The organism is Flavobacterium sp., assembly GCF_965657075.1.
Lineage (GTDB): Bacteria > Bacteroidota > Bacteroidia > Flavobacteriales > Flavobacteriaceae > Flavobacterium.
The window spans coordinates 1-18,230 of the sequence record NZ_CBFHMV010000021.1; the positions used below are offsets into that span (position 1 = coordinate 1).

15 protein-coding genes and 1 tRNA gene are annotated in these 18,230 nt (G+C 29.1%); 3 read left to right on the top strand and 13 right to left on the bottom strand.

Annotation, left to right across the window (positions count from 1 at the left end; translation table 11 throughout):
• Window positions 1–127: 127 nt before the first annotated feature.
• The 7 genes from ACTF56_RS10660 to ACTF56_RS10690 form a co-directional block, all read right to left on the bottom strand.
• Entirely contained in the window at window positions 128–1,852 is a 1,725-nt protein-coding gene (locus tag ACTF56_RS10660) for a sodium:solute symporter (protein ID WP_438966894.1), read from the bottom strand.
• A gap of 196 nt (window positions 1,853–2,048) precedes the next feature.
• On the bottom strand, window positions 2,049–4,496 hold the full coding sequence (locus ACTF56_RS10665; protein WP_438966895.1) for a PIG-L family deacetylase: 2,448 nt from the start codon (window positions 4,494–4,496) through the stop codon (window positions 2,049–2,051).
• A gap of 23 nt (window positions 4,497–4,519) precedes the next feature.
• A complete protein-coding gene (locus tag ACTF56_RS10670; protein WP_438966896.1) occupies window positions 4,520–5,056 on the bottom strand; it encodes a mechanosensitive ion channel domain-containing protein in 537 nt (178 codons plus the stop codon).
• Window positions 5,049–5,630 carry a Maf family nucleotide pyrophosphatase gene (locus tag ACTF56_RS10675; RefSeq protein WP_438966897.1) on the bottom strand — a complete coding sequence of 194 codons (582 nt, stop codon included), beginning with the start codon at window positions 5,628–5,630 and terminating at the stop codon, window positions 5,049–5,051. The genes ACTF56_RS10670 and ACTF56_RS10675 overlap by 8 nt, the downstream gene beginning before the upstream one ends.
• Window positions 5,623–6,555 (bottom strand): geranylgeranylglycerol-phosphate geranylgeranyltransferase, encoded by a 933-nt coding sequence (locus tag ACTF56_RS10680; protein ID WP_438966898.1) that lies wholly within the window; start codon window positions 6,553–6,555, stop codon window positions 5,623–5,625. Before ACTF56_RS10680 ends, ACTF56_RS10675 begins: the two co-directional genes overlap by 8 nt.
• A gap of 103 nt (window positions 6,556–6,658) precedes the next feature.
• Window positions 6,659–7,186 carry a KdsC family phosphatase gene (locus tag ACTF56_RS10685; RefSeq protein WP_438966899.1) on the bottom strand — a complete coding sequence of 176 codons (528 nt, stop codon included), beginning with the start codon at window positions 7,184–7,186 and terminating at the stop codon, window positions 6,659–6,661.
• The gene (locus tag ACTF56_RS10690; protein WP_438966900.1) at window positions 7,170–7,928 is read right to left on the bottom strand and encodes a Rossmann-like and DUF2520 domain-containing protein; all 759 of its coding nucleotides are present in this window, start codon (window positions 7,926–7,928) and stop codon (window positions 7,170–7,172) included. Before ACTF56_RS10690 ends, ACTF56_RS10685 begins: the two co-directional genes overlap by 17 nt.
• Before the next feature lie 121 nt (window positions 7,929–8,049).
• Between ACTF56_RS10690 and ACTF56_RS10695 the strand changes: the two genes are divergently transcribed.
• Together ACTF56_RS10695 and ACTF56_RS10700 are read left to right on the top strand one after the other, a co-directional pair.
• Window positions 8,050–10,620, top strand: a complete 2,571-nt coding sequence (locus ACTF56_RS10695; RefSeq protein WP_438966901.1) for a DUF7619 domain-containing protein — start codon at window positions 8,050–8,052, stop codon at window positions 10,618–10,620.
• A gap of 106 nt (window positions 10,621–10,726) precedes the next feature.
• Window positions 10,727–11,245, top strand: coding sequence for an NUDIX hydrolase (locus tag ACTF56_RS10700; RefSeq protein WP_438966902.1), 519 nt, complete (start codon window positions 10,727–10,729; stop codon window positions 11,243–11,245).
• A 29-nt stretch (window positions 11,246–11,274) separates the two neighbouring features.
• Here the strand turns inward: ACTF56_RS10700 and lpxD are convergent, their stop codons facing one another.
• Together lpxD and ACTF56_RS10710 are read right to left on the bottom strand one after the other, a co-directional pair.
• Window positions 11,275–12,264, bottom strand: a complete 990-nt coding sequence (lpxD, locus tag ACTF56_RS10705; protein WP_438966903.1) for a UDP-3-O-(3-hydroxymyristoyl)glucosamine N-acyltransferase — start codon at window positions 12,262–12,264, stop codon at window positions 11,275–11,277.
• A 284-nt stretch (window positions 12,265–12,548) separates the two neighbouring features.
• Window positions 12,549–12,622, bottom strand: a tRNA-Arg gene (locus ACTF56_RS10710).
• Window positions 12,623–12,689: 67 nt separating this feature from the next.
• Between ACTF56_RS10710 and ACTF56_RS10715 the strand changes: the two genes are divergently transcribed.
• Entirely contained in the window at window positions 12,690–13,202 is a 513-nt protein-coding gene (locus ACTF56_RS10715; RefSeq protein ID WP_438966904.1) for an adenine phosphoribosyltransferase, read from the top strand.
• Window positions 13,203–13,517: 315 nt separating this feature from the next.
• Here ACTF56_RS10715 and ACTF56_RS10720 read toward each other — a convergent pair whose 3' ends face one another.
• From ACTF56_RS10720 to ACTF56_RS10735, 4 genes are all read right to left on the bottom strand, one after another.
• Entirely contained in the window at window positions 13,518–15,581 is a 2,064-nt protein-coding gene (locus ACTF56_RS10720; protein WP_438966905.1) for a M56 family metallopeptidase, read from the bottom strand.
• A 4-nt stretch (window positions 15,582–15,585) separates the two neighbouring features.
• Entirely contained in the window at window positions 15,586–15,942 is a 357-nt protein-coding gene (locus tag ACTF56_RS10725) for a BlaI/MecI/CopY family transcriptional regulator (RefSeq protein WP_438966906.1), read from the bottom strand.
• Between the two features lie 183 nt (window positions 15,943–16,125).
• Window positions 16,126–16,875 (bottom strand): hypothetical protein, encoded by a 750-nt coding sequence (locus ACTF56_RS10730; RefSeq protein ID WP_438966907.1) that lies wholly within the window; start codon window positions 16,873–16,875, stop codon window positions 16,126–16,128.
• Window positions 16,876–17,008: 133 nt separating this feature from the next.
• Window positions 17,009–18,229 carry an MFS transporter gene (locus ACTF56_RS10735; RefSeq protein WP_438966935.1) on the bottom strand — a complete coding sequence of 407 codons (1,221 nt, stop codon included), beginning with the start codon at window positions 18,227–18,229 and terminating at the stop codon, window positions 17,009–17,011.
• Window position 18,230: the final 1 nt, after the last annotated feature.

Below are 18,230 nucleotides of genomic sequence, written 5' to 3' on the forward strand. Positions count from 1 at the left end.
ACGCTTTACATACCGAATTTCTTCATTTCTTTCCATTTGGATACTTTTTGTGTATCGCTATTTCAGGACAAGACAAATAATAAAAAATGCCTTTCAGAAATGAAAGGCATTTTTTTTATAACTTTTTTTAGTTGACTAGTACTTCATCTTGTTTTTGTTTTCCAACCCTTTGAATAATGATAGAAAGAAAAAACGTAATAAATGCTCCAATAAAATTCAGCCACAAATAACTTAACTTATCACTTTCGTTTACCTGCATGTGAATGGCAAAATAGTAAATTAAGAAAATAATACTTTGACTTATACAAGCTGCAATAAAAATGGCTCTTCCTTTAACAAATTGCACATAAAAACCAACTAAAAAGATGCCTAAAACAGTTCCATAAAAAATAGAACCAATAATATTGACCAATTGAATTAAATTTTCAAATAAGGAACTTACACATGCAAATCCAATAGCAACTAATCCCCAAAATAGTGTAAATAATTGGGTAGCATAAACATAATGTTTGTCAGATTTTGTAGCATCTCTTCTTTTGTAAATATCAATGGTTGTTGTTGCAGCTAAAGAATTTAATCCGGAAGCACTAGAAGACATTGCAGCGCTAAAAATAACCGCTAAAAGCAATCCTAAAATTCCTTTTGGAAGATGATTTAATATGAAATATAAAAAAACATAATCTTTGTCATTAGTTTCAGCACCATTATCAGACTTTTTTATTAAAGTTTTAGCTTCTTCTCTTAACTCTTTTTCTTTTGCTGATAAACTAATCATTTCCTTTTTTAAGGCTTTGTTGTCGTATTCAAAGTTTAATTGTTCAATATAGATTTGATTGATTACATTCTTTTCCTCGTTAATTACAGCTAATTTATCTTCTAAATTTTTATAATCATCCTTGTATTGCGAGGCTTCAATATTTTTTACATTGGTAGGATTAAAATGTAAAGGAGCACTATTGAACTGAAAAAAAACAAAAACTAAAACTCCTGTCAAAAGAATAAAAAACTGCATCGGAACTTTTAAAATTCCGTTCATGATTAATCCCATTTGACTTTCTTTGACCGATTTTCCAGACAAATATCGACCCACTTGAGATTGGTCTGTTCCAAAATAGGAAAGCATTAAGAAAAATCCACCCGTTATACCACTCCAAAAAGTATATTTTGTATTAGGATTGTATGAAAAATCTAGAATATTCATTTTTCCGTTAGCACCAGCAATTTTTAGTACATTATCAAAATCTAATTTTTCTGGTAATTGATTCATGATGATTACAAAAGTGATGATCATTCCTAGAAAAATGACAAACATTTGTTGTTTTTGAGTAACGTTTACTGCTTTTGTTCCTCCAGTTACAGTGTAAATTATGACCAAAATTCCTATCATAATATTTAAGAAAAATAAATTCCAACCTAATAAAGCTGAAAGAATAATCGCTGGAGCATAAATGGTAATTCCTGTTCCTAAACCTCTTTGAATTAAGAATAAAAGAGCAGCTAAAGTTCTCGTTTTTACATCAAAACGTTGCTCTAAATATTCATAAGCCGTGTAAACTTTTAATTTATGATAAATGGGAATAAATGTATAAGCAATTACCACCATGGCAATAGGCAAACCAAAGTAAAATTGTACAAATCCCATTCCGTCATGATAGGCTTGTCCTGGTGTAGAAAGAAAAGTAATAGCACTTGCTTGTGTTGCCATCACTGAAATTCCGACCGTAAACCAAGGCGTTTCATTATTTCCTAAAATATAATCCTTTACATTGGCACTTCCTTTGGTTTTTATAGCACCATAAATTACTATAAAAAGCAAAGTAACCGATAAAACCATCCAATCTAAATACTGCATGTTACGAATAGATTTGAATTAGTAAATAGAATAATAATATGTACAAGGCATTTAACAGTAAGACTATACTGTAGCTCATTTTCCATTTGTTTTTTTCTTTTTCCATTTTATTCTGAACTTGTTTCAGAATCTTTCGACTCTTTAAATTATTAAAATCCATATCAGCAATTCACTTCTGATAACGTTGTGAAGTTCATTAATCCAATGCAATTATATTTGCTAACAATCGATAAGCGCCACTAACACCTTCAGGCAATTCTCTAAAGAAACTTAATCCAGTGTATATGTAGTTTCCTTTTCCGTATTTTGCAATTAATAAAGCCCCTTTTTTTGGAGTTTCACCCTCATCGTTAGCTTCTAAAATCGGTGTAAATTCGGTTCCAAATTCATCAGGATAATATAAGCCTTGCTCTTGTACCCAACCTTCAAAATCTTTCGATGTAATTTTATTTGGAGTATTTAAAACAGGATGATTTGGTGCTAAAAAAGTCACTTTCGCATTTTCATTAGTAACTCGATCCCTAGAAATTTTTAAATCAAAAGGTGCGATATCTTTAGTTACTAATCTTCCATTGGTATTGTATTGAACAATTAGATTACCACCATTGTTAACATAGTCAAATAGCACTTTGTTTTTAAAAGCCAATTCTTCCACAACATTAAAAGCACGAATTCCAAGCACGATAGCATCGAAGTTTTGAAGTTTATCTAATGCGATTTCTGAAGGATTTATAGTTGTGACTTTAAATCCTAAATTCTCTAAATTTGTTCCAACTTCATCACCAGCACCTTTGATGTAACCAATATTTTTTCCTTTGGTTTGAATATCTAATTTCACTAATTTGGCAGTGGAAGGTTGTAAGATAGTTTGTTTAGGAATATGAGGATAGTTGATTTCAATTAGTTCTTGATTGAATTTTTTTCCATTCATAGAAACAATTGCTTCTAAGGTTGAAGTTGTTTCATTTTTTGGAGGAAAAACTTTAAAAGTTACAGTTCGTTCGTCATTTTTTTGAAGAATTTCAAACGGAATTGAATTCGGTTCAATCTTCCAATTATTATCTGCATTTAAAGTTAAAGTTCCTTTTGTGTTTTCAGTTTGCGAAATGATTTTTACTTCAACTTCTTTGGCATTGTTATCGTTAAAAATTAAAACTTTATTAATAATTTTTGTTGTAATTTCTGGCAAAACAGTGAAAGGAATGTAAGTTTCTCCAAATTCAGGATTATTCTTTTTATAAATGGCATTTTTTACAAACTCAATAGTTGTACCTTCAATATTTACTGAAAAAACAACAGGAAATTGTAACGTTTCTTCTGGTAAAATACGAATAGTTTTATTCGAAACTTTATACATTCCAACACTTGGTGTTTCTTTCAGCCAAAACAAATTAGAATACTCAAAATCCTCAGGAATTGTCAGGTTATCCAGTTTTAAATTGATTTTAGAATTGTTTTTTAAAGCCAAATTTTTCTCAGTTGTCACTTTATTTCCAAAAGCAACGGAATTCAAAGTCATGTTGGCATTACTGCGATTAATAGCTTCTATATTTAAAGAATAAGTATCCGATTTGGTAACTTTTTCAACTGAAGTAACGTCTTCTAAATACAAACCACTACAAGCTTCGATAAGATTAGAAAGTTGTTTTATTTTAATTTTTTTCCAATGTGAATCTTCTAATTTTTGTAATAATTTATAGGCTTCCACTAATTGAGGAATATGTTTTTCAGGATTTTTGAAATTAAAATTTTCTTCAATAGGATTTAATATTTTACCAATAGCATCTCCACCTTTTAAACGATTCCATGAAGTATCTATTCCATCAAAAATATTATCGGTTGAAGGCATAGTTCCTTTCAGTAATTCTAAATATTCTATTTCATCACCACGAGAACCAGTTGTTCCAAATCCTTGGCAGCGATGTTGACTTCGACTTAAAGCTGCTATTTCAAAATTACTTTTTCCTAAAATAGGGAAGAAAACGTTGGCATTGATGGCTAGTAAATTGGTTTTGTCGGCTTTATCAAAAGCTTCTTGACTTCCATAAAACCACCATGAAGTATTAAAAAAGACACGTTTTGGTTTGTTTTTGATGAGGTCATAAGCTTCTAAACTTAACATAGCACTTGCAGTATGATGCCCGTGTGTAGTTCCTGGTGAACGATGATCAAAACGATTTATAATAATGTCTGGTTGAAAAGTTTCGATGGTTTGAATTACATCGTCTAAAACTTCTTGTTTGTTCCAGATGCTAAAAGTTTCAGAAGGCACTTTCGAATATCCAAAATCATTAGCACGACTAAAAAACTGTTGTCCACCATCAATATTTCGAGCTGCTAAAAGTTCTTGAGTTCGAATGGCTCCTAATTGTTCTCTTAATTCAGAACCAATTAAGTTTTGTCCGCCATCACCACGAGTTAGTGATAAATAGGCAGTTTGTGCATGATAATGATTTGAAAAATAAGAAATTAATCGTGTATTTTCATCATCAGGATGAGCTGCAAGATATAATACAGAACCTAAGAAATTGAGTTTTTTTACTTGTTCATATAATTCACCTGTAGAAGGTTTTTTGGGTTGTTGTGCCCATGATGTAGCGAATAATAATAAAAAAACGAAGGTGAAAATTCTTTTAAATAGCATGGATTTTTTTTGAAAACGTAAAGTTAATCAAAAAACTCTTTTTCTTCTGAAGGAAATGTTAAAACTGAGATGCCTTTTTGCATTAAAAGATTGTTAGGATAAGTTACAATCTCATTTTCTTCCGTTTTGATTAAGATATAAAAAGCTTTGATATCAATGATTTCTCCAGTGATAGGATAATCTTTATCTAGAATTTTAATATGATCGCCAATTCTAAATGGAAAAGAAAAGAATAAAATGATTCCAGCAGTAATATTACTTAATAACGACCATTGAGCAAAAGCGGCAACACCAACAACTGTAAAAATGGATGAAATAAATAAGAATAATTGATCTTTTTTTACACCCCAAATTATGATTATAGTTATTACAGCAAGTAAACTCAACAAAAGATTGATGTATTTGATCACTAGATTGGTTCTGTGCTCTAAAGATTGATTAATCTTAGCATATTTTCTAATGCCTTTTGCAAAAAAGTAGCGAAAAAAAATGAAAACAATAACAGCAATTAAAGTCGAAATTTCTTCGTGTAAATATTTATTCTGAAATAAATCAAGCATATTCTTTTAGTTTAGCGTAAAGTTTATCAACTGGTAATCCTACTACATTTGGATACGATCCTTCAATTTTAGCAATTCCTACCAATCCAATCCATTCCTGAATTCCATAAGCACCAGCTTTATCAAAAGGTTTGTAATTGGTAATATAATAATCAATTTCAGTTTTTGTCAAATTTATAAAAGTTACTTTGGTAATGCTATGAAAAATTTCCGTTTTTGAGGAAGTTTTAATACAAACCGATGTAATTACTTCATGTGTTTTTCCACACATGGAACGAATCATTTCAAAAGCTTCATCAAAATCTTTAGGCTTACCCAAAGCTTTATTTTCGTGCCAAACAATAGTATCGCTTGTGATTAAGATTTCATTTTCAGCTAATTCATTTTCAAAAGCATTTGCTTTCAATTCTGCAAGAAAATCAGTGATTTGATGATGCTTCAAATTTTCTGGATAAATTTCTTCAACCTCTTTTAATTGAATGGAGAAATCTAATCCTAATTCTCTACAATATTGTTGTCTTCTTGGTGAACCAGAAGCTAGAATTATTTTTTTATTTGGAAGAAAATTATTCAACTGTTGGAAGGTTATTTAAGTTATAAGTAATTACTATTATCGATAAAATTCCGGTTATCATTATCAATTTCAAAACTGTACTTAGATGATTGAACTCTTTTTGAGTTTTTGCTTGCCAAAGTTTCAAAATAAAATATAACATTGGTGCAACTACTAACGCTAAAGTGTAATAAACAACATATTCTAAATTCTTAAAATTTGAATTTAAATAATAAAGTAACGCTATTAAAGGAATAAAACTCAAACCAAAAACAACTTTTTGTGTTTTTTCTTTTCCTAAATATATGGGTAAGGTATTCATTCCTGTTTTTAAATCACCTTCATAGTCTTCTATGTCTTTGACAACTTCTCTAATAAAAGTGAGTAAGAAAGCAAAAATGGCATAGTCAATTATAATTTGAAATAATATTCCTAAAAATTTTCTTGATTCGTTAGTAATAATTGGATATAAATCAAAAACACCCACCAATAAAATGCTAAACGCAACTAAAAATGAAACCAAGAAGTTTCCAGCTAAAAGACTTTGTTTAAATTGCGTTGCATAAAGATAAAGCACAAAAGCAACAACTATAAAAATGGCGGCAAAACTCTCTTTGAAGATAATATTTGCAATGAAAAAGCCTATTAAAACTCCAACAATGTTTAAAGCAATATAATAGTTGTACGCACGAGTCTCAGAAATGTATTTTCCAACAATGACTTTATTGGGTTTTGAAATGTTGTCTGTTTCTTGATCAACAATGTTATTAATAATGTAACCAGCTGCTGCAATACAAACCGTTGCAAGTATAAGAAGAATAAATTCTACATCATTTAAAGCAACTAATAAGCCTTCTTGTTGTTTTAAAAAGCCAAAATGGAAAACTGCTTGAACAAGCGCTATGATAAGTAAGTTTTGGTAACGTATTAGTTTTAGAAAATTCATTTTTTGTTTTATAGGGATTAGGGAATAGTTAAAAGGGATCAGTAATTCGGATTAGAACATATTTAACTTATGCCTTTTCCCTTATTACTTTTTACTTGAAAACTCAATCAAACTTTGCATCAAAATGAGCCATCCATTTGCCTTGGACTTTCATGACTTGTTCGATTACGTCTCTAACACAACCTTTTCCACCATTGATATGCGAAATGTATTTGCTTATGTTTTTGATTTCAGGAACAGCATTTTGTGGACAAGTTGGTAATCCAACCAATTGCATCACATGAAAATCTGGAATATCATCACCCATGTATAAAACTTGTTCGGGTTTGATGTTGTATAATTCGATAAATTCTTTGAACGTTTCTACTTTATTTGGAACACCTAAATGAATATCTGTGATTCCTAAATTGCGTAAACGTACACGAACACCTTCATTACTTCCACCAGAAATGATGCAAACCGTATAACCATTTTCTACAGCAGCTTTCATGGCATAACCATCGCGAATATTCATGTGACGAAGCATTTCTCCAGTCTGTGTAACATGAATAGTTCCATCAGTTAAAACACCATCTACATCTAAAATAAATGTAGTGATATCGTTCATTAATTCTTTATAGCTTTTTGACATTTTGTATGGATAATGTTAGTTGTCTGTATAATTCTTTATGAGTTGGATTTTTTAATGCTTCCAAATGTTTTTGAATCGTTGGCTCATCATTTCTAATGGCTGGACCAGTTTGTGCTTCAGTTGGACTTAGCATTTTTATCTTGTTAGCTGTTTCTTCAATTAAAGGCTGCAAGATAGCAAAAGGAACTTTATTTTCCTCACAAAGAGCATTGCCAATTTGGTACATATGATTCACAAAATTAGAAACAAAAACAGCTGAAATATGCAAACTTTTTCGTTGTTTACCATTGATTTTATAGACTGAATTAGATAAGTTTTTGGCTAAATTTTCTACTGTTTTGTAATCTTCTACATTTTCAGTTTCTAGACAAAAAGGAACCGATTTTATGTCAATTTTTTTGCTTTTTGAAAAGGTTTGCAAAGGATAAAAAACACCACGTTTGTTTTTGGGATGCATTACTCTAAAATCCATTGTACCAGAAGTATGCACCACTAATTTATCCGTAAATGGAATTTGATTAGAAACTTCTTCAATAGCTTTATCACTAACCGAAATTACATAGACATCAGCTTCTTTTAAATCAGCAAATGAAGTTGTGATTTTTGAGGATTCAATTAAGTTTACAAGCGATTTTTTGGAACGAGCAAATACTTGAACTAAATCAATAGCATCATTAGCTTCCATTGCTTTTATAAGATGTGAAGCTACATTTCCTGAACCTAAAAGTACGATTTTAATCATTTGGCTAAATTACTATTTTTTTGAATAATTTTTTGTTATTTGAAATAACTTATATTTCACAATGAAAAAGAAGTTTTTTTCAGAAGAAAAGTTTATATTAGCCTTTAGTAAAAGATTTAATATGAAGAAATTATATTTTTTAGCGGTTTTAGCCATAAGTTTTGCTACACAAGCACAGATTGTGAATATTCCTGATGCGAATTTTAAGGCAATGCTGTTAAGTGCTAGTCCATACAATTATATTGCTTCAACTGAAAATGCAAATCAAGCAGCTAGTGGTGGTTATTATGTCGATAATTATTATTCAATTGATACAAATAATGATGGAGAAATTCAAGTTAATGAAGCACAAGCTATAAAATTTTTAAGAATATTTAATACAAGTATCACAAATTTAACTGGTATAGAGGCTTTTATTAATTTGGAATATTTAAATTTTACATGCAGTCCTATGGTTAATTTTGATTTAAGTCAAAACACATCTTTAAAGTACTTTTTATGTAATAACAATCAGTTAACGAATTTAAACTTAAATCAAAATTTATCATTAATATTTTTAAGTTGTTATAATAATAACTTAACTAGTTTGAATCTTAGTCAAAATACAGCAATAGAAAATATAGATTGTAGTAATAATCAACTTATAAACTTAAACGTGGCCTCTAATATATATTTAACAACACTTAACGTTACTAATAACCAGCTTACGAATCTAAATGTAACAGCGAATACAAATTTAGCATCACTTAACGTTGGTATTAACCAACTTACAAATTTAAATGTGAATGCTAATACAAATTTAGCTTATCTTAATGTTAGTAATAATCAATTGACTAATTTAAATTTAAGTCAAAATACTGTATTAAAAACTTTATTTTGTGATGAAAATTTAATAAATAATCTTAACTTATTACAGAATGTAGAATTAAAAAGTTTATCCTGTAGTAATAATTTTCTAACAAGTTTAAATACTAACCAAAATATACTGTTGGAATATTTAACTTGTAGTAATAATCAATTATCGAGTTTAGACCTTAATCAAAATACACTATTGAGGCAATTAAGATGCAGTAATAATCAAATATCAATTTTAGACTTAAATAATACACGTGTTAGTAATCTTTATTGTGATAATAATAATTTAAATAGCTTATTTCTTAAAAATGATTATTATTTTGATATTATTTATGGTCCAGTTGGTGGTTTAACACTTTCATTTAGTATGAATAATAATTTGAAGTATATATGTGCTGACGATTTTGAGATTTTAGCAATTCAGCAAAAAATAAATCAATATGGCTATATAAATTGTCATGTCAATACATATTGCTCATTTGTTCCTGGTGGAATTTTTTATGAGATAGAAGGAAATACTAAATATGATTACAATTCTAACGGTTGTGATATTTCTGATATTAATTATCCATATTTAAATTTTTCAATCACTAATGGAACAAATACTGGTAACATCATACCTGACATATCAGGAAATTATTCAATCCCAGTTCAAGCAGGAAGTCACACCATTACACCAGTTTTAGAAAATCCAACTTATTTTAATATAAGTCCAACAAGTTTTGTAGCTAATTTTCCAACACAAGCAAGTCCATTAGTTCAAGATTTTTGTGTTACAGCCAATGGAGTTCATCATGATGTTGAGGTTGCTTTTGTTCCAACAAGTCCTGCTCTTCCTGGTTTTGATGCACATTATACTATTATTTATAAAAACAAAGGAAATCAAGTTGAAAATGGAGCAGTAACCTTAGATTTTAATGATGCCGTTTTAGATTTGGTTTCAGCTAATCCTATATTTTCAAGTCAAGCTACAAATTCTATGACTTGGAACTATACTAATTTAATGCCTTTAGAAACAAGAACTATTGATTTAGATTTCAATGTGAATAGTCCAACAGAAACTCCTGCTGTAAATATTGGTGACCAATTAGAATATACAGCAACAATTACTCCTTTAACAACAGATGAATTTCAATATGATAATACTTCAGCAATTAAACAAATAGTTGTTGGTTCTTATGATCCAAACGACAAAACGTGTATTGAAGGTACAACGGTTGGTCCAGATATGATTGGTCAATATGTGCATTATGTCATTCGTTTTGAAAACACAGGAACTTATGCTGCAGAAAATGTTGTTGTAAAAGACATGATTGATTTAGCTAAATTTGATGTCAATACTTTAATTCCTCTACATTCAAGTCACGATTTTGTGACAAGAATTGCTGGAAATAAAGTAGAATTTATCTTTGAAGGCATCAATTTACCTTTTGATGATGCCAACAATGATGGTTATGTGGCTTTTAAAATTAAAACAAAATCTAATTTAGTTGTTGGAGAAACTTTCAGCAATGATGCTAATATCTATTTTGATTATAATTTTCCAATTACGACAAATACTTTCACAACAACTATTGCAGCTTTAAAAGTAACAGATTTTGACTTTGGAACGCATTTTAATTTATATCCAAATCCTGTAAAAGAGGTTTTAAATTTTCAATCAAAAGATAATACAACAATCAACTCCATTGAAATATATAATACATTAGGGCAAGTTGTTTTAGCTGTTCCAAATACAATTTCAACTGTTGATGTTTCTAGTTTACAATCAGGAAATTATTTTGTAAAAGTAAATACGAATTTAGGAGTTTCAAATACTAAGTTTATTAAGGAATAGAAAATAGATAATAGATGAAAGACCGCTTCGCTGCAAGAGAAAAGAAAAAGATTTTTATATTTTACAATCTAACAATCTAACAATCTAATAATCTAATAATCTAATAATGAGTAAATCCTTTTTCAATTTCTGCCCCAATTGCAAATCAGAAGATTTTTCTTTTAAAAATGATTTTAAATTTCACTGTAATTCGTGTGATTTTGTCTTGTATCATAACATTGCAGCTGCTGTCGCCATAATTATTAAATATGATGATAAAATACTTTTTACAGTAAGAAACGTAGAGCCTGATGAAGGAAAATGGGATTTACCAGGTGGATTTATCGACCCTTATGAAAATGCAGAAGAAGCCGCTTGCAGAGAATTAAAAGAAGAATTAGGAATTGATTTATTACCTAAAAATTTAAAATACATCACAACTGCACCAAACAATTACTTTTATAAAAATGTTCCTTATAGAACTATGGATATTTTTTATGAATATGAAGTCAATTCCAATCAAATTAGCATCACTGCTGAAGATGAAATCAACGAATTGATTTGGGTTACAAAAGAAAAAATCCAATTGGATAAAATTGGATTTGTTTCTATTCGAAAAGTTATTGAAGAGAATAATAAATTATGAATTACGAATTCATAACTTAAAATTCATAATTAACTCGTTGCCATTCGTTTTAATATTGCCCATTGTTTCAAAGCAGTTCTAGCTTCCACAGCAGGATAACCTAACATGGTTACTTTTGCAGGAACATCAGCAGTTACGCCAGAACCAGCTCCAATAATTGCACCGTCACCAACTGTAATATGATCTTTTAAAGAAGCACTTCCTCCAATGATTACACCATTTCCTAAAGTCACAGAACCAGCTAATCCACTATTTCCAGCCATAATACAAAATTTACCCATTTTAGAATTATGTCCAATTTGAACCAAATTATCAATTTTGCAACCATCTCCAATAATTGTAGAACTGAATTTTCCTCTATCAACACATGAATTAGCCCCAATTTCTACATGATTTCCAATGATTACATTTCCAATTTGAGGAATTTTAGCTAAACCTCTTTCTGGACATGGTCTAAACCCAAAACCATCAGCACCGATAGTTGCATTTGGATGCAAAATACAATTTGTTCCAATATGACAACGTTCTCTAACAACTGAACCTGACCAAATTGTGGTATTATTTCCAATAGTACATTCATCTAAAACCGTAACATTTGGATACAAAATTACATTTTCTCCAATTTTAGCATTTGGTCCAACATAACAATTGGCACCAATTTTTGTTCCTTTTCCAATTTTTGCCGAAATATCAATTGTGGCAGTTGGATGAATTTCTTGGTGAAATAATGGTGGAGCAGGTGCAAAAAGTTCCAAAACTTGTGACATGGCTAAATCAGCATTTTTAACTTTAATAAACGCTTTGTTTGCACCAGGTTCAATAGAAATATCTTCATTTACAACAGCTACACATGCATTTGAAGTTGACCAAAGTTTTTCGTATTTTTTGTGTCCAATAAAAGTGATTTCTCCTTTTTTGGCCATTTCAATTTGTTCAGGAGCATTCAAATTTAGTTCTGAATTCCCTACAATTATGCCATTTAAAACCTCGTTGATTTTAACAATTGAGATATTTTTCATTAAGTTTTTTGGTTAGTTAGTTGCCCAAATGTAATGAAATAAAAATTAATTTGTAAATGATATTTTATCGTTTAAAATATTACGAATGGATTTTCTGTGCAACATCCAACAAAGCTCTGCTTTGAAAATAGTATAAAAAAAAATCAGTAATGTGCATTTGTTTTGTTGAGTATGAATGGATTTTGCTTCGCAATATCCAACAAAGCTCCGCTTTGAAAATAGTATAAAAAAGAAATATCGCTCAAGTGAACTTGGCGATATTTCTTTTTTATACTATTTATTCGTGACCTCGACTGGATTCAAACCAGTAACCTTCTCAGCCGTAATGAGATGCGCTATTCAGTTGCGCCACGAGGCCTTTTTTGTGGGTGCAAATATAAAGATTATTGTGTAACTTGCAAACACATTTATTAAAAATATATAAAATGATTTTAGAAAATTATATAAGAACCATTAATGATTTTCCAAAAAAGGGAATTTCTTTTAAAGATATTACTCCTTTATTGCAAAATGCCGAAGCTACTGAAGAATGTTTGAATTTGTTAATCAATTCCTTACAAGGAAAAAAGATAGACAAAGTGGTTGGAGTTGAAAGTAGAGGTTTTTTCTTCGGAATACTTTTGGCTCAAAAATTAGGCGTAGGATTTATTCCTGTTCGTAAACCTAATAAGTTGCCTTTTGATACTATTTCGGCTTCTTACGAGTTAGAATACGGCTCTGATGTATTAGAAATGCATAAAGATGTAATCAAAAAAGGGGAACAAATTTTAATTCACAATGATGTTTTGGCAACCGGTGGAACTATTAAAGCGGTTTGTGAATTGGTAGAACAACTAGAAGGTGAAATTGTACAATGTAATTTTTTAATGGAACTAGCTTTCCTAAATGGAAGAGAAAAGATTTCTGAATATGAAATTTTTGCTGCTTTGAAGTATTAGTTTTAGATATTCAGATATTCAGATATTCAGATATTCAGATATTTTGATTATACTTTATTTTAAAAAATCCATTATCCGAAAATCTTATTTCAAACTTTTAATTGTTACAAAATAGCGATAGGCTAGCAGGATTTTATGCCATTTTTTGGCCTTAGTAATATCTAAACCACTTTTTGTGAGACTTGGTAACACCAATTTATTAAGCTTAGCTAGTAATTTGTACATTTTATTTTTTTGGCAAATATAGGTAAAAACCAAACCACAAATCTTTACTAATTTGTTAAGATTTGTGGTTTTTAATTTTATGCTTTAGAACTAATTATTCCTTTTTTCTTCAAGTTCCTTTCTTTTTATCTCAATTGCTTTTTTCTTTTCCTCAATTAATTTTCTTCGTTCTTCAATAAGTTGTTCTCTTTCATTTTTTCTTATTTCATTTGCTTTTGTCTTTTCTTCAATTATTTTTCTTCGTTCTTCAATGAGTTGTTCTTTTTTATTTTGTTCGTTTTTATTTAATTCATTTTCAACGTCTTTCCAAGATCCTCCAGAAATTTTTATTATTTTTTTTTCTGATTTTCCTTCGCCCTTATTTATGATTGTAGATTTTCCTTCAAAAATTAGAACACCATCTTTTGCTTTTTGACCGTATTTTTTAATACCTTCTTCTTTAGATAATTCAGTTATTGAACCATCAACTTCAACAGTTGTTCCTTTTGGAATTTCGTTTTGCATGTATTCTTTACCGTTAATGATATAAAGACAATTTTTCTCTTTTTTTTCACTTTCAGATATTTTTTTTGCCTCATCCCAGCTTACCATTACTATTTTTTCTTTTACAGTTTCAACTTCATAATAATATTTATTAGAATCAGCTTTTTCTTTGTATTTAATTTCAAATTCTTCATGTGAAATTTTTCTCATGTCACCTAATTCTTCATCCATAGGAATTTTTACTTTTTTATTCTTTCTATTTATTTTTCCATTAATAATTAAAATAACTTCTTTACCGTTTTTGGTCATGTTATCAATGGTCCAAGTAGTATTGTTTTCTTCCTTATTAATTTTATCAATTTGAAACACATTTTCATCCAATACTTCAACTGGATAAACAGCTTCATTGTCAACTTCAATTAATCCGAATGAGATAGAATCATTTTTGTCTGAATTGACATAGATTTTGATATCATTTATAGGTTCTAATGATTTTCTTTCTAGAATTTGATCGTATGTTTTTCCAGAATCAAAAACTAATTTTATTTCAATAATTTCTTTATTCTTATTTCTTTTCACATCAGAAATAATTAATTTTCTTTTTTCATTTGAAAACGTTTTTTCTAATTCTTTTAACTCTTCATCTGTTGTGTTTTTTGTTACTCTAGAAGAGAAATTTGAAGAAACAGCATAAACAGAATTATTATTCATTGGAGAATAATATTCATTTTTAAAATTTTTACTCCATTTAATGGTGTCAATTTTAATTTCACTGTTATTTACTTTTTTCTCTTTAACTTGTGCCACAGTTTCCACTTGAAAAAGCAACATAAATGCACTTAAAATAGGAAGAATTAATGCATACTTCCACGATTTTTTTTGATGGGATGGATTGGTGTTTAACATAACGATTCGTTTTTTGATTAAGGATTGATAAAATTGATTAGTAATTGTTAATTGATGTTGATTAGACACCACTTTTAATAAGGTTTTTTGATAGTTTATTTTGTTCTCAGCTAATGTAACAGCTTTATTATCAGCAATAAATTCTAGGTTTTGAAGCATTTGTTTTCTGTAAAACCAAACCATCGGATTGATCCAAAATAGTGCACAAAATAGTTTGGAAATTAATACATCAACAGAATGATTTTCGGTCACGTGAATGTTTTCATGAGTAATGATATGATCTAGTTCTTCATCATTAAAGTAGTTGCGATTTACTACAATATAATTGAAAAAAGAAAATGGATTTTCAGCTTTTGGATGATTCACTATAATTGATTTTTTACCTTTTTCTTTAAAACCCAATCGAATTATTTTGAAAAAGGATGCAATTTCAACTCCAATTTTTAATAGTAAAACACCTGATACGGCAAAATAAACATACATTAAAATTAAATTCCAATTTAAAGGTTCTTCAACAGGTGCTAAAATTATATTGGGAAGTGTTTCTGTAAAATTCGGTTCCAAAATTTGTATAGGATTTGGTGTTATCCAAACTATTTTAGTGTAAGTAATTAAAGGTAATAGGATAGAAATTAGCAATCCTGAAAGTAAAAACCATCTGTTTTTATTAAAAAAAGTTTCTTTTCTTAATAAAAAATAATAAGCCAAATAGAAAGTAATTAATAATCCATTTGCTTTTAAAAAGTAAATAAAAAATGCCTCCATAAGCCTATTTTTTTTCGATTAATGCTAATATCTCACGTAATTCATCTGCTGAAATTTTTTGTTCTTCAGCAAAAAAGGAAACTAAATTTTTATAAGAATTGTCAAAATAATTTTCAATGGCTACTTTCATGAATTTTTTTCTATACTCTTCCAAACTCACAATTGGATAGTATTGATGCGTGTTTCCATAAGCATTATAAGACACATAACCTTTTTCTTCTAAATTTCTAATAATCGTTGATAAGGTATTGTAATGCGGTTTGTCTTCTATAATTTCTGCCATAACATCTTTTACGAAAGCTTTTTTAAGTCTCCATAAAATGTTCATTATTTCCTCTTCTTTATTGGTTAACTTTTGCATGATTTTTTGATTTTAATTAATGACAAAACAAACTTACAACTATTTTTATAGTTTACAAACTATTTTTATAGTTATTTAACTATTTTTTATAGTTAATTTTTTTAAATCATTGAAAATCAATTTTTTAAATAAAAAAAGTCTAGAAATTAATCTAGACTTTATTTTGGCAGTAGAGAAGAAGAGTTATTTTTTCTTCTTTTCTTTTAGTTTTTCAAGTTCTGCTTTGGTTGCTTCTAATTCTTTTTTTAAGGCTTCAACTTCTTTTTTGGTGGCTAAATCTTCATTTTTTGCTTCTGGATTCATTTTTTGTTTCATGAAATCTTCTAAAGATAAAATACCGTTTTTAATTTCATTTTGATTTAAAAGTTGATCGAAATCAAAACTTTTTCCGTCCAGTTGCATAAAATCTAATCCTTCACCATTATTAAATTTTTCTCTTAAATCTTTAAATATTTCATCGTTGAAATTAAAACTAAAACTGTTTCCATCTAATGAATCCAATTGAAAGCGCTGTAAAAAATCTTCAGGATTTATATCTTCTAAATTTTTAAATTCATTCAAAGGAAATTTATTTTGAAAACTTTCTCCAAAGCCATTAAAACTCAAGCTTGTTGACATATTGGCACTTGAAGTAGAAATGTTTTTAGAGTTAACATCATAAATTACTTTCATATCACCAATTCCTTGAGGAGTCATTAGAGTAGAACTGCTCGAAAAATTATTGGAAGCAGTTTTGGTAGTAATAGCAATGATTTCGTCGTTTTCGTTGCGTTTGATGTCTGTAAACTCAACTTTGGCATTAAATTCAGCTAAAAAGTAGTCACTTATTTGTTTTAATTCGTAATCTGTAGAATTTTTATTAAAAGTTTTTTCTATTTTGGAATTAACTTCTAATTCTTCTAAACCGTTTCGTTTTTTATCTTGTGCCTTCATTATTAAGGAAAAACTAATAAAAAATGCGGCTAATAAATAAAATTTCTTATTGTTTGACATAATACAAGTACTTTTAAGTTAGACTTCGAAATTATAAAAATGTACATAAATGCTGTAACAGATTAACAAAAATTTAAATTAATTTCTTTTCTTTTTCTACCAATTTGTAGACCCAATATCCTAGTAAAACAGCTATCATTCCTAAAGTTCCCATAAAAAACCAATTGTATTGATAGCCAAAAACGGCTATAATATCCATACCGGTTTTGGCACTTAAAATATGAGCTAAACTGTAACTCATGGTAAAAATTGCCATATATCGTCCTTCATGGCCTTTTGGAGCACGACTCATAGCAAATGAATTGGCAAACGGAAATACAAACATTTCACCAAAAGTCATGCATAGCATCATCACAACTAAAATTCCCGCCCAAGAGTTGATTAAAAGCATATAAAAACATAATCCCATAATTAAAACGCCATAATTTATGATTCTTAATTTATTGAGTTTGTGTTTTTCTATGTAAGTTACCAAGGGCATTTCAATAAAAAATATGACAATTCCGTTTAGAAATAAAAGCATTCCCGATTGAAATTCGGTTAAATTAAATTGAACGGCATGGTATAAGGGCAATGTTGTAAACAACTGAAAAAATAAAATTCCTGAGATAAGACAAGTGATTAAAAATATCCAAAAAGGAGCATCTTTAAAAACCGATTGGTTGTAAGTTTCAATGGTGTTTTGATTGTCATAAACCGATTTCTTTTTTTCTTTAACCTTTAGCCAAAAAATTAAAATGGCAATAATACAAGTGGCACCGTCAATCCAAAAAAGCACTTGATAGCCTAATTTCATGATGATATAACCACCAAGGGCTGGTCCAGCAGCAAATCCTAAATTAATAGCTAGTCTTACTAATGTTAAAGATCTGGTTCTGTTTTCGGGCTTTGCATAGGCACCTAAAGAAACAAACATGGCTGGTCTAAACATATCTGAAACCGTCATGATGACAAACATTGCCAACAATAAACCTTCATAAGTTTTAACGTACTGAATGGCAAAAAACAACAATCCACTCGTAAATAAACTAAAAATCATCACCTTATAGAATCCAATTTTGTCAGATAATTTTCCACCAAGCCAAGAACCAAGCATTGATCCACAACCAAAACTAACCATAATCCAACCTACTTGTTGGTAAGAAAAGTGTAAATCTTCCTTTAAATATTTAGATAAAAAAGGCAAAACCATTGTGCCTGCACGATTGATGAAGGTTACCAATGTCAGTATCCAAATCTCTCTGGAAAAACCTCTAAAATTGTCAATATATTTTTCGAAAGCTTTTTTAAGCATG